Annotated in this window: 9 protein-coding genes and 6 pseudogenes; 6 read left to right on the top strand and 9 right to left on the bottom strand. The window is 34.4% G+C overall.

The genetic code is table 11. The features are described 5' to 3' along the window. Positions 1-94: 94 nt before the first annotated feature. Complete coding sequence (locus AAGD99_RS03855; RefSeq protein ID WP_264704179.1) at positions 95-1432, bottom strand: IS110 family transposase; 1338 nt, start codon at positions 1430-1432, stop codon at positions 95-97. A 434-nt stretch (positions 1433-1866) separates the two neighbouring features. Between AAGD99_RS03855 and AAGD99_RS03850 the strand changes: the two are divergent. The 5 genes and pseudogenes from AAGD99_RS03850 to AAGD99_RS03830 form a co-directional block, all read left to right on the top strand. Further along, positions 1867-2415, top strand: a pseudogene (locus AAGD99_RS03850) (ankyrin repeat domain-containing protein); the annotation flags it as partial. A gap of 9 nt (positions 2416-2424) precedes the next feature. Next, positions 2425-2640, top strand: a pseudogene (locus AAGD99_RS03845) (PD-(D/E)XK nuclease family transposase); the annotation flags it as partial. Positions 2641-2943: 303 nt separating this feature from the next. After that, positions 2944-3411, top strand: a complete 468-nt coding sequence (gene bcp, locus AAGD99_RS03840; RefSeq protein WP_264688477.1) for a thioredoxin-dependent thiol peroxidase — start codon at positions 2944-2946, stop codon at positions 3409-3411. 16 nt (positions 3412-3427) lie between these two features. Then, the gene (recF, locus tag AAGD99_RS03835; protein ID WP_264328634.1) at positions 3428-4507 is read left to right on the top strand and encodes a DNA replication/repair protein RecF; all 1080 of its coding nucleotides are present in this window, start codon (positions 3428-3430) and stop codon (positions 4505-4507) included. Between the two features lie 301 nt (positions 4508-4808). Then, positions 4809-5156: pseudogene (locus AAGD99_RS03830) on the top strand (IS110 family transposase); the annotation flags it as partial. A gap of 18 nt (positions 5157-5174) precedes the next feature. On the opposite strand, the pseudogene AAGD99_RS08995 reads toward AAGD99_RS03830, so the two are convergent. The 6 genes and pseudogenes from AAGD99_RS08995 to AAGD99_RS03805 all read right to left on the bottom strand — a co-directional run bounded on the left by AAGD99_RS08995 (position 5175) and on the right by AAGD99_RS03805 (position 10778). Then, positions 5175-5559, bottom strand: a pseudogene (locus AAGD99_RS08995) (transposase). A 217-nt stretch (positions 5560-5776) separates the two neighbouring features. Beyond that, a complete protein-coding gene (gene leuS, locus AAGD99_RS03825; protein WP_341822636.1) occupies positions 5777-8218 on the bottom strand; it encodes a leucine--tRNA ligase in 2442 nt (813 codons plus the stop codon). A gap of 12 nt (positions 8219-8230) precedes the next feature. Further along, complete coding sequence (locus tag AAGD99_RS03820; protein ID WP_253310003.1) at positions 8231-8836, bottom strand: murein hydrolase activator EnvC family protein; 606 nt, start codon at positions 8834-8836, stop codon at positions 8231-8233. Between the two features lie 53 nt (positions 8837-8889). Continuing rightward, positions 8890-9225, bottom strand: a complete 336-nt coding sequence (locus tag AAGD99_RS03815) for a MerR family transcriptional regulator (RefSeq protein ID WP_264732147.1) — start codon at positions 9223-9225, stop codon at positions 8890-8892. Continuing rightward, positions 9225-9530, bottom strand: a complete 306-nt coding sequence (locus AAGD99_RS03810; RefSeq protein ID WP_341811964.1) for an integration host factor subunit alpha — start codon at positions 9528-9530, stop codon at positions 9225-9227. The genes AAGD99_RS03815 and AAGD99_RS03810 overlap by 1 nt, the downstream gene beginning before the upstream one ends. Before the next feature lie 60 nt (positions 9531-9590). Then, the gene (locus AAGD99_RS03805; RefSeq protein ID WP_253307243.1) at positions 9591-10778 is read right to left on the bottom strand and encodes an MFS transporter; all 1188 of its coding nucleotides are present in this window, start codon (positions 10776-10778) and stop codon (positions 9591-9593) included. A gap of 260 nt (positions 10779-11038) precedes the next feature. Between AAGD99_RS03805 and AAGD99_RS08990 the strand changes: the two are divergent. Next, positions 11039-11224, top strand: a pseudogene (locus AAGD99_RS08990) (hypothetical protein); the annotation flags it as partial. Between the two features lie 23 nt (positions 11225-11247). Here the strand turns inward: AAGD99_RS08990 and AAGD99_RS03800 are convergent. Continuing rightward, positions 11248-11828: pseudogene (locus AAGD99_RS03800) on the bottom strand (winged helix-turn-helix domain-containing protein); the annotation flags it as partial. Between the two features lie 280 nt (positions 11829-12108). Next, positions 12109-13536, bottom strand: a complete 1428-nt coding sequence (locus AAGD99_RS03795) for a sensor histidine kinase (protein ID WP_264688069.1) — start codon at positions 13534-13536, stop codon at positions 12109-12111. Positions 13537-13583: the final 47 nt, after the last annotated feature.

Here is a 13583-nt window from a genome sequence, read left to right as displayed (position 1 = left end):
TTTTTCTCCTTGCTGTACGTTACATGCCTACTGTGGTTGATGTGATTCTTTTAATGCTAGTTTCAAATAAACTACGTGATTTCTCCTAAGAAACTCACTCAACTAACTCTTCTTGTTGAACTAATATGTAGCCAAATTCGCTCGCTTTTTTGATCAAATTTTTTACAGTTCTATCTTTATAGCGTGTTTCATAGTATTCCATTCCTTTTTCTACATATTCCTGTCCGTATTTGAGCATACTATAAAATATGCATGCCATTTTTCTTGCAGTAGCTGTTATTGCTTTTGGTGCTCCTAGTCGTTTTTTCAATCTTCTGTAGTATGCACCCAACGCACTTTTACTATTTCCTACAGAATGAGCAGCTATTCGCAAAGCATTCGCAGCACGGTTAATGACTTTACGTGTTCTTGTGTTAAACACTTTTTCCCCTGTAACTTTATTAGCAGGACTGAGTCCCAACCACGACGAAAAGTGCTTTTCTGTTGGCCATTTACTATGGTTTATACCAACTTCTGAAATTATGGTTTGTATACTTAATACATCAAATCCAGGAATTTTAGTGAAATCCATACCAGTTATTCGGTGCAGTTCCTCATACAAAGCAAAGCTTGGCTTACTTTTGCTATTTTTATTCTTTTGCTTACTTAGCTGTTTGCTTTCACAAGACTTTGTTTCAAACGTTTTATAATAGGCTTCAATATTTCTATCACATTCTGCTATTTTTTCTTGATAAATATTATATAATTCAAATTCTTGCTTTAGCGTGAATAAGTGTTCCTCTCTATAGTCACCAGCTAACGCTTTTGCAATAGTAGACTGATCATTTTTCATTCGCACGTCCCTGAATTCTGCTAATTTTTCAGAATCTCTTTCGCCTTCAATTATAGCTTCAATGATTTTCATACCAGTTATCCCAGTAATATGACTAATAACCTTGTGTAATTGTATATTCATTTGAATTAATGCCTTCTGCATACGCAGAATATGTGTAGATGCACTTTCAGTGAGATTTTTGCGTTGCCGCACGTAACTGCGCAATACACACATCTGATTATCTGGCCTAAACGATCCATGAAGCAGTCCGTAGCTATGCAGTTGTTGGAGCCATTGGCAATCTTGAACGTCAGACTTCCTACCAGGTACATTCTTTACATGCCGTGCATTTACCAATCTTACCTCGAATTTGTATGACTCAAGTATTTGAAATAAAGGAATCCAGTATACTCCTGTTGATTCCATAGCTACTGTTGTAACTTTACACTTTTTCAACCACTGTGCTAAGTTATGAAGGTCTTCAGTAAAGCAGCCAAATTTCTGAACGCGTTGTTCATCTCTTCCTTCAGGTACACACACATAGTGTACAGCTGAACCAATGTCTATTCCTGCTGCATTAGGATTCACTATTTCTAATTTACTTTTTGCTTTTTTCATGGTAACTCCTACATATAATTTGTAACAGGGAAACGCTTCAGCTTGGAACGGTTGATAGTACAATCTCCTAACCGAGGTAGTCTAAATGACTCCATCAATGATTTGACCGTTCCTTCCAAAACCATGCTTGCATACGGGCACTTAGGCACCATTGAAAATGTCGGTCATAACTGCAGAGGCGCTCCCTGTACAACTATACTTGAAAACTACTAAAAACTTAAATTTGTGTGTTTCTTTCTGATTTGACAGATTTCGTCTGTTCGATGCTTGCAATAAAATCAATTTTCTAATCAACATGGAAAAAAATTGTTGACACTAAAAATATCTGCGTTATAAGCTAGTCTATATTTGGCATTTACATAAATTGTTTACAACCATTTAGTTTTTATAGTGTGGGTGATCTTTAGTTATACTTAAGGGAGGGTAAAGTGCACATGAATCAACAACAATCAAGTAATACTACTAAAAAAGACATTATTCTTCAGCTATTACAGTCTGGTGTTTTAAAGCAAAGAAATCTTAATGATAAAATTAGTCATGAAGAAATAAGCAGATTAATAAATGATATTATAAGTTTAAGCGAAGATAATACGGGTGAACTTCGTCGTTCAAAGCGAGATATGGGAAGAGGTATATATTACTCAGTAGTCCTTATGTATCGTGCATATCGGCTGGTAGATAAATTGGGTTGGAAGCGTGGTTTACAGGTAGTTAATCGGTACTTAGGTATAAAACGTGGACAGGAGCAAACTCTAGAAACAGCCAGGGAACTTTTAGGTGATATAGAAGATTTAAAAGATTTTATAGATGATCTCAAACAAATTTTGTCTACTGAAACAGGAAAAGAGCAAGTTATAGAGGAATATAGCAACACATCTTTACACTTAGCTGCCAAGCAAGGTAATTTAAATGCAGTGAAATATTTTGTAGAAAAAGGGGCTGATATTAATGCTAAGACCAATGGTGATGATACTCCTCTCTACAAGGCTGCATTTGTGGTCGAAATGCAGCTCGCTCGCGACAAGGGCTTTGAAAAACGCGCACAAGCATATGCTGGTAAAGTTTACTCAAGATAGTCTGGCAGATACACTAATTTAAAGAAGGTCTTCTTTATTGCGATTTCAAATTGTATTTTGTTTCCTAAGAAATCCAATTATATATCTAGCCATACTATAAGAGATGAGGAAACTAATGAACATGACTTACAATGCTTAAGCTTAAAGCATTAGATGCTTTTTACAAGATACAAGGCAGAAACTTATCAATAAGCCCCCATCAAGAATCTTTATCTGTTAGCTATATATAAAATTTGATACTCTGACTACAATATACTACTATAGATAAAAGTGTTATCAATGGAGCAAAGTATGGAATTAACAGTAGGAAATAATGTACCATACTACTATAATACCACAGAAGTGGTATTAATGGAGCGAGGTATGGAATTAGCAGTAGGAAATAATGTACCATATTACTATAATACCATAAAAGTGTTATTAATGGAGCAAGGTATGGAATTAGCAGTAGGAAATAATGCACCTGATTTTAGCTTACCAACAGATTCTGGTGAAAATTTATCATTGAGTGAATTTTTTGATAAAAAAAATGTAGTTCTTTATTTTTATCCTAAAGACGATACTCCGGGTTGTAGGATGGAGGCAAAAGGTTTTAGAGATAAAATAGATGATTTTTCTTCCCTTGACACAGTGATAATTGGTGTATCAAAAGATAGTGTTAAGCGCCACGCTAACTTCAAAGCAAAATATTCTCTGCCATTTTCCTTAGTTTCTGATGAGAATGCTGAAATGTTGGAAAAATATGGTGTTTGGGTAGAGAAAAGTATGTTTGGCAAAAAGTATATGGGAATAGAGCGCACTACTTTTTTAATAGATAAAAAAGGTAAAGTAGTGAAGATCTGGAAAAATGTAAAAGTTAGTGGGCATGTTGATGAGGTTCTGGAAGAAGTAAGGAGAATGTAAACTAAAGAATAGGTTAATGGCTACCCATTGCTACATCAAAAAGTTGAAATTACATAATTTTCGTAGCCACTCAAACTTTGAACTGGATTCAGATGATAGCTCAGTTGTAATAACTGGCGAAAATGGTATTGGTAAAACTAATATACTTGAAGCAATCTCGTTGCTTGCTAAAAGCAATGGAATGAAAAAAGCAAAAGCCAGTGAGATACAAAATAGATTCAGTAATGAAGATTGGGTAGTGCACTATGATTTTTTTAATGGAACGGATTTTAATTCAATTGGTATCGCAAAGAGTTTTGATAAGAAACTAATACAAATTGATGGAAAAACGCAATCAAGTTATTCATCTCTGTATAAGATATCCAATGTAATATGGCTGATTCCACAAATGGACTATGTTCTTCTTAATTCTCCAAGTGACAGATTAAAATTTTTAGACCGTATAGTTTCACTGTTTGAAGAAAATTACACTTGCTGCTACATGAAATATAGAAAAGCTAAACATGAGCGAAGTAAACTATTGAGGGAGAACATTTTGAACAAAAACTGGTTCTCTAGTCTTGAAAACATAATGGCCGTTAATGCAGTTAGTATTTTACATATGCGATCGTCTGTTTTAAAAATATTACAAGATACAATTGATAACCATTCCAGTAAGCTTTTTCCGAAGGCAAGTTTGAAATTCAGCAGCCAGCTAACTTTGGACGATACTGCAGAATATTTTCAGAATCGTCTAAAGGAAAACAGAGAAAAAGATTCATTGACTGGTAGAGTAACCCTTGGTGTGCATAACGATAATTTTCGGGTTTTTTGTCAAAAAAGAAACGTACCAATAAATCTGTGCTCCACTGGAGAACAAAAGTTATTACTGCTTTCTATTATTTTATCCAGTGTAAAAGCAAGGTGTATTCATTACAATAAGGCACCACTTCTTCTACTTGATGATATAATGTCTCATCTGGATAAACATTACAGAAAGGCGTTAATAGAGGAAGTGTTAAGTATTCAATGTCAAACTTGGATAACTGATGTAAATCAAGATAATTTCAATAGCTATCTTTATTCTTTCAAGTTTTTTGAATTGTTAAGTAAATAAGTGACAATATTCTTCTGCAAAAGGAAAGAAATACTTACGTCCTTGGTCTTTTATTATATGACTGTGACCTTACCCAGATGATATGAATAAGTATTGCTTGGTTGAAAGCAAGAGAAGATAATAACTTTTCAGAGTGGATAGGTGGCAGGTTGGTACTTCTTTTGAGGCACTTTCTGCTCTTACATGGAGTGTAGGAAGAAGACCTCGTGACCCAGATTCTGCCACCGGCGAGGCTCACAAAATGTGATGACCTCGTATAGGAGTTTGGAACAACCGGTACTCTGATATATTGAAATATGCAATTGGAGGAAAAAATGCGTCACATTGGAGTTATACTAATAGCTTTACTGCTTGTTATCTGCAAGAAGGGAAGCCAGAGTATATTCAAACGTTTTGCTTAAAAGACTTGGATAATTTTATCGAAAATCTTCAAGAAACAGATAAAGTGGCTATAGAAGCAACAGGCAATAGCTGTTTCTTTTATGATGCAGTTTCACCTTACGTTAAGCGTGTGGTAATAGTCGCTCCCGGACAGTTTGAAGTTGTGCGCCGCTCTATACACAAAACAGACAAGCATGATGCAAGAGCTATTGCTTTCTTTCTAAGCAAAGATATGTTGCCTGAGGCAAGGCATAAAAGCAAACAATGTTAGCAGTTATAGTATTTTCTAAAACGAATGATAAACGTCTAAAATGGTATTACCAACTAAAAGGTGTAAGTCTGTACATTGATGCATTAGAGGTCTGAGGCGACTTTTGATGGTGTGCCAACAATGCTCTATCGGATTTAGATCAGGTGAATATGTTGGAAGATAAAGCAAATGACAGCCAAAAGACTCTATTAATGACTTTGTTTTGGGAGTTTTATGGAATGTAGCATTATCCATAACTATGGTTGTATTACGCTGCAATTGTGGTTCGCTCTAACCATACATTAAATACATCTTTATTACACCCTCCTGTGAAGGTCATTGGTGCAATAAACTTCTTTTCAATCCATCCACCTATTATACTCACTCTTTCCCGCTTTTTTCCTGGAACATCAGCATATATTTTTTCTCCTCTTGGAGCTCGTGCATATTCTCAGTATAGAATATATTATACCTTTATCATTCGCTTTTGAAAATACTATAAAACAGAAACAAAAGTGCTGTTTATTGCAGCTTTTGGGTAATTTAATGGTAAAAATTTTAGAGAGAAATTTTATACACTATCACTGATATTTTCCCTTAAGTTGACGCCATTGCCTGAACAGATACACTCGGATTTTTTATATAACTATATTTACTATCTTATTTGGTACAGCATATACAGTGCGAACTTTGCTTTGACCGATCTTACTGGACACAGAGTCTATCGCTATTTTCTTCAATTCTTCTTGAGGTAAGTTAATTGCTACCTTTATTGTTGTGCGTAATTTTCCATTGATTTGCACTGCTATAGTTACCGTATCGTCAACTAATAATGATTCATCAGCTTTTGGCCAAGGTTGACCTCCTATTTCTTGCCATAGGCTTTCAGCTAGATGTGGTATGAATGGTTCGATTACTCTGATTAATATACATATACCTTCATCAATAAGAGATTTTCCAGTTTTTACATCTATTTCAGCTATTAAGTTCGTCATCTCACGAAATTTTGCCACTACACAGTTTAATCTGCAGTTTTCCAAGTCATCTGTAAGTCCGTGTAAGAGTTTATGAATTTTTTTTCTGTACTCTAGAAGTCCACCCGTAATACTTTCATTATCATAGTGTATATTTACAGGTCTCAGCTGCATGACCATACGCCACAATTTATTTACATAACGAGAACAACCTTCCACGCCATCATCGGACCATTCCATATCTTTTTCTGGAGGAGTGTCGGACAACACAAACAAGCGAGCAGTATCAGCACCATACTTTTCTATGATAAAATTTGGATCAACTGTGTTCTTTTTCGACTTGCTCATTTTTTCAACTTTGCCCACTTGAACCTTAGCTCCTTGTGCAATCAACTCTTTTGCTTCTGCGGGAAATAGCCACTTACCATTTTCGTCTTTATAAGTTGCATGGCAGACCATTCCTTGAGTGATTAAAGTAGAGAAAGGCTCTTTAATAGCAAAATAGCCACATTTGGTTAAAGCATGGCAGAAAAATCGTGAGTAAAGCAAATGCAGAATTGCATGTTCTATCCCACCTATATAATAATCAACAGGCATAAAACGATTACATGCATCTTTGTCTATTGATTTATCTTCACTACAGAATGCAGCAAAATACCAGGAAGACTCAAAAAAGGTGTCGAATGTATCAGTTTCACGCTCTGCTTGCTTTCCACATTTTGGGCAATCAACGAACTTCCAAGTTGGGTGCTTATCCAGCGGATTGCCACCACTTGTAAATTCTACATCTGCAGGTAGAACTACAGGAAGGTCTTTTTCTGGCACTTGCACAGTTCCACAATCTTTACAATATATTATAGGTATAGGGCATCCCCAATAACGTTGTCTCGAAATTCCCCAATCATGTAAACGATAGTTTGTTGTTTTCTCACCTATCCCTTTTTCTTTGAACTTTTTAATGATTACTTCCTTTGCTCTACTTACCGTTAATCCGTTTAAGAACTCAGAGTTAAACATTATCCCATCAACGACCTTCAAGGTCTCTATAGTTTGTGCACCCTCTTCACGAACTACGGGAATAATCGGCAAATTATATTTCTGTGCAAATTCAAAATCACGCTGATCATGTGCAGGGCAACCAAAAATCGCGCCTTCCCCATATTCCATCAACACAAAATTCGCTATGTAAAGCGGCAATTCCTTATCAAGAAATGGATGCTTAACGTTTAATCCGGTGTAAACTCCTATTTTTTCATCATTCTCCCCATTTGTTTTTATGTTATCGATAAAGTCCTGTATTTCTTTATTTTTTAAATCCTGCACAATAGGGTGCTCTGCTGCCACTGCACAAAAAGAAGCCCCAAATAAAGTATGAGGATAAGTTGTAAAAATCTTTAATTTCTTATTTAGACCAACTATTTCAAACTCTATGGTGACCCCTTCGGATTTTCCTATCCAGCGCTCTTGCATTGTTTTGACTTTTTCTGGCCAATTTTTCAAACTTTGCAGGCACTTGAGTAAGTCTTCAGCGAAATCAGTAATCTTTAAAAACCATTGGGACAACTTACGTTTTTCAACAACTGCACCTGATCGCCACCCTTTTCCATCAACCACCTGTTCATTTGCAAGCACTGTTTGGTCCACTGGATCCCAGTTAACCCATGACTCTTTTCGATAGGCAAGCCCATGCTTTAAAAAATCCAGGAAAAATTTTTGTTCGTGTTTGTAGTAATCAGGCTCACATGTGGAGAGTTCACGCTCCCAATTATAAGAAAGACCTATAGATTTCAACTGTGTACGCATATTATCTATATTCTCTTTTGTCCATGTTTCAGGGCTAATATTATTGTCCCTTGCTGCATTTTCAGCTGGTAATCCAAACGCATCCCAGCCAATTGGATGCAAAACCTCAAATCCACGAGCTCTCTTGTAACGCGCTATCACATCTCCTATTGCATAGTTACGTAAGTGCCCCATATGAATTTTACCGGATGGATATGGAAACATCTCCAATACGTAACATTTCTCTTGTTCACTATTCTTGCTTACAGAAAAATCCCATTTATCTTGATAAAATTTTTCAACACTTTTAAAATCATATTTCATATAAATCCAAATTCAATTACAGTTCACATGCATCAAAGGATCAACCGCTTGGCCATTATGCCGTATTGTGAAACACATCTGTGGATCTTTATCTTGTGTGCTTGATTTACCTGCAGATCCAATCACTTGACCTTGCTTTACTTTATCACCAATTTCAACATGTATGTTTTTTAAATAGGAGTACACAGTCATGTAATTATCTTTGTGTTCTACTATAATTAAATTTCCATACCATCTCAGCCCTTTGCCTACATATACCACTTTGCCAGGTGCAGAGGCAACTACATTCGTTCCATTTTGAGCAGCAATTTTTATGCCATCCTTACACATTTCATCAGAAGAGGTAGCTGAAATAACTGTACCTTTAACTGGCATTACAAATTTGCAATTTACCCCCACGTTTTGTGCATTATTGTTATCTTTGTATATCCTGTTTATGATGGCTTTTCTATTTTCTTTTTTTATTAAAGGCTCCCTAATTAAATGGTACTCTCTTGTATATTCCAGCTCTCTTTTTCCGTAAAATTCTTCGCCTTTAAGCAGCACAGGTGCAGGTTTTTGCAGGCCACAGCCTATTAATATTGCTAATAATATAAGAAATGAAGCTATATGCCACATTTTAGATATATCAACTCTCACAAAACTCCAAAATTTTAGCGAGACGTAGTGTTTCACGCCTGTTCGTTACTTTCCTCGTTATTTATTTTACTAGTTAAATAATCCCTCAAATCGGTAAGTTCTTGCAACAAATTCTTTGGATCACGATTGACTTTTATATCATTACCAAATTCTTTTTGCACTCCTTTTATTGTATATCCTTTATCATATAGCATGTATTTTACTTTCTTTATGGCCTCTATACACTTAAGATCATATAGCCTTCTTCCTTTACGCTTTGTAGGCTTAATTTGATGAAATTGACCTTCCCAAAATCTTAAAACATGCTGTTCCAAATGTAGCTCTTCAGCTACTTCCCCAATCGTATAAAATAATTTTTCCTTATTCATTAATTATTGATTAATTTTTTTATAATTTTTGAAGGCCTAAAAGAAATTGAATTTCTTGCCTGAATCATCACTTTCTCTGATGTATTTGGTATATTTCCTGGTCTTTCCTTCTTTTTCTTAACCAAGAATGTTCCAAATGACGATATTTTTACTATTCCATCCTTTGCCAAGCTTGTCTTTATTTCGTTCAATATATCATCTATTATCGAAGCAGAGTCTTCCTTTGATAATCCTATTTCTTGGTTTATATTTTCAGCTATCGTTGCCTTAGTTACTGTTGTGTCTTTTGTTGTAACGTGATCCATTATTGATAAATATTACAATACGTAAATATAATATAGCAATCGACTCGAGATTCAGCTACTTTATTTTTTAGGGTATGTCTCTTCTGTAGCATAATTTAAAATACTAGCAACTGCCAACATTACAAATATTGCAAAAAGCGCCATTTGATGATCTGTAAAAAGTGCTAGCATTGACACTATAATTCCGCTGACAATAAACATAAACCCATTGATAATGGATGATGATGTGCTAATGTATTTTCGTTTCACAATCTCGCTGCCGACAGTAAAATTAAGCATATGTCCTCCCGCAAAAAACCCGAACATTAACATACAAAAGTACACAACGTGGACTGTTAAGTGGCTGCACAACAAAATAATCATTGAAATACCTTGTAACAGAGCAAAAGCAGAGATTACATGCCTTCTATTTTTAAATAGATTTGAGATTCGATCTGCAATTGGAGCACCAACTGCAAGACCAAGCCATAATATTGCGGTTGCTACACCTGACTCCACTGCATCAAGTTCTGAGTTGCTCAGTAACCTTGGAGCCCACAAGGTATTCAGTGCTAAAAATGTTCCAAAAGTAATAGCACCCACCACTGAAGTTATCCAGATATCTCTTAATTTTAGCACTGTGAGTACAGAGCACATTACTGTTCTTATAGAGCTTTTTATTGTGCATTCTTCTGAACTGCTTTCTGGAAGTGTGTTTGGACAAAAAAGCGTAAGTACAAATATCAACACACCAAATAGTATTATGCATACAATCAGATTCTTCCAATCTGCACCTTCGGCAAGCAAGCTAGAGAACAACATTTGAATCACCAAAGCGGAAAGACTTGAAATTGTCTGCACTAGTGAAAACATTAATCCAAATTGGGCAACGGAAAAACATATGCTACTTGTATGAGCAGCACCAATAAAACCAAATGATGCTCCAGTTGCAATCAATACTTGAGATAAAATCAAATGGGAAAAATTATCACTATTAATAAGGACAAAAAACCCCAAGATCATAGTTGATAACGAGAAAAAATAAATTTTTTTACTGGAAAAAACATTAAACGTTGCCCCACTAAAAAATTGTAAGATAGCAAAAGTCCAAGTATATACTGAGTTAGCTAGCGCAACTTGCGCGATTGTAAGTCCAAGTTCTTTTTCAAGATTCACACTTATAAAAGTATAAACTATCTGAATATTGCTGAATATAACAACCAAGTTACTGATCAGCCAAATGAACCAAGCCTTAGCTCTGCTTTCCATAAGATTTATTTTTATAAGTAATCTATTAGAAATTTAACACTAAGTCTCTTTTTAAGCTATTCTTTCCTGAATAAGTGCTGGACTTGACTTTCTTTAGCTTTATTGTACAATTAAATAATTTTATTCTAGAGGTTGGTAATATGGCACCACAAGATAAATCTCAATTCAAAAAGTTTGACAATATATTAGCAAGAATAAGTGACACCATTGATTCTGGTAAGGGTGATTCTATTGAGATTTATGATGAAATAAAAAATTAGCTGAGAGAAGAACTTAATAATGTATATGAAGAATGGAAAAGTAGTGAATTTAATCCAAACTTCAGATTCAAATTAGATGATAGTTATGAAGTAGAAACAACGCTACTGCACATTGCCATTCAATGCAGGAAAAGTGCTGCATGTGCACCACTAGTCCAATGCTTGTTAGATCAGGGAGCTGATCCCAACGTACAAGATAGTCCTTATAGTAGTTTTACCTTAACCTGTGTCCTAATGCCTTTTTTAAACCACCCGTGTCCAATCTTTGAATGTGTGCCAAACCGCGATTCATCGAAGAAAAACAGCTCTTTTTCAGGATACATGACAATAGTTTCATTAAGATTTTTTTTTAAACTCCTCTTGTTTACTTTTATCTTGTCCGTTATGCACTGGTCTTGGTGTGATATATGAGAATTTCATTCTTTGCATATTACGGTGTACTGTAGACTTGCTAAACCAAACCTTTCCTGAATTCTTATTTTCATTTCTTTTATAGTAATATTGGGGTTTTCCTCTATCCACACCTCAACTTGTTCACGTTGACTTTGATTCAATATAGTTTTTCTACGGCGTTGAGGTGGAGCAAATAATTTTTCTTCTCTTCCAAACTTTAGGTCATGCAGTAAGTGCCTTTCTTGAAATGCAACATATTTTTGCTACGGCTGTTATACTATGCTTTTTTGCTGCAATTACAGCATTTAGTTTTTTTGCAACATATGCATTATTTCTTACTTTCTTCAGCATTTCTTTTGCTCACTTTTTCATCCAATAATTTTGATCTTAATGCCATTTAAACCTCGCTATTTTACTTACTCCAGTATGGCTTTTTTTCCATTATTGTCTATCCGTTACTTGTATAGCGGGAATTGGTATAACTAATTTACTTATCAACATATCCACTAACTATAATCTGTATACCGCTACACAGTTAGAAGTATTTTTTGATTTTACAATACAGCTTGAGATTCAATTTTTATAATTTTCTTGTTGACTAGCCAGACGGTACCTACCTTCTCGGCTTGCTGCTTTTGATAAAGTGTGGTTTTCAAGACAATATCAAATAGATCCTATTAAAAATCAATCGAATCTTCACATGTTTGTTCTTCATAAAAGAAGTTCAATGTTATCGTAGTACCAAGTTTTGCTTCACTTTTAATGTCGAAAGTTCCACCCATTAACTCTACTAATTTCTTGCTTAGCGGTAATCCGATGCCCGTACCTTCATTTCTATATCCCGAATCTGCTTGGCCAAAAACAGACATAACTTTATATATATCCTGCTGCATTATTCCTATTCCATTGTCATGAAACTCAATAGTTAATAAGTTTTTTTCTATATTTTCTTTTATCACCATTCTTATTAAACCATCTTTGGGAGTAAACTTGATTGAGTTTGATAATAAATTTATTATAACTTGTTTCATTCTCTTAGGATCTGCAATGACTAATAATTGTTTATTAGTCGTCTCTTTTTTTAAATTAATCCCGGCTTCTTTTAATTTAGGTAATAGCATATTTACGCATGAATCTATTATTTTGTTCAGGTTAAACTTCACTTTTTCTACTGTTAAACTACTTGATTCAGCTTTTGAAAAATCTAACACATCATTAATTAAGGTAAGTAAGTGTGTTCCTGCATTATATATATCGTCTGCATACTCCTTGTATTGAGAGTTATCCATTGAACCTAAAGTTTCATTTTTGATCAACTCCGCAAATCCAATAATAGCATTAAGAGGTGTGCGTAATTCATGTGTAACGCTTGCAAAAAATTTTAGCTTATTTGCATTTTCTTGCTCTAATGCCTCTTTTATCTGCTGTAATTCAATGTTAGTTTTATGTTGCTTGGCTAGCATTTGGGTATTAGAAAATTGCAAATAGAACATTATTAATATTAAAATTATTAATAATAAGCCCAAAAATGTTAAAAATAGGCCATATGCTATAACATAAGAATTATTGTAGTTTCGAAGAATCTTCAAAAAAAACGAAGGTTTAACGCTATTTTCATGGAATATAGGAAAAATAGAAGTTAATGTATTTCCTGTAGTATAAAATATTTCTTGGTTACTTAATAGTTCATCAATTTCATCGTTTGTAAGTAACTGTTCATAATCATAATCTTGAGTGTTAAAATTACTGAATATTATTCTGCTATTTTGATCATACAGTATTAAGCTGAAATCCTTTACTTTGCTCACTGATTGTAATAATTCAGCACGCAGTTTTACCAGTTGGTTTATGTAGTCAAAATTTTTGTATTTAATGTGATGCTTTTCTATTAGTAAATAATGGTATTTTTTTATTATGCCATTTTCCAGTATACTTTTTAAGTTTACACTTGAATCACGGTAAGAAGAAAGGAAATTACTCCTTAGTAAATAATTACAATATATCACACTGAATAAAATCATAAAGATCGATGAGAGTAATGCAATAACTTTTGTGTATTTGTTTTTCTCCAGCGCAGAAAACATTGATTTACCTAGCTTATACATATTCTTCTTATTGTGAAACAACGGTTTTTATGTTATTAATAATAAAA

This window comes from Wolbachia endosymbiont (group A) of Clivina fossor (genome assembly GCF_964026865.1).
Lineage (GTDB): Bacteria > Pseudomonadota > Alphaproteobacteria > Rickettsiales > Anaplasmataceae > Wolbachia.
The sequence above is the reverse complement of the archived record's forward strand: the minus strand, read 5'-3'. Positions and strand labels throughout refer to the sequence as shown.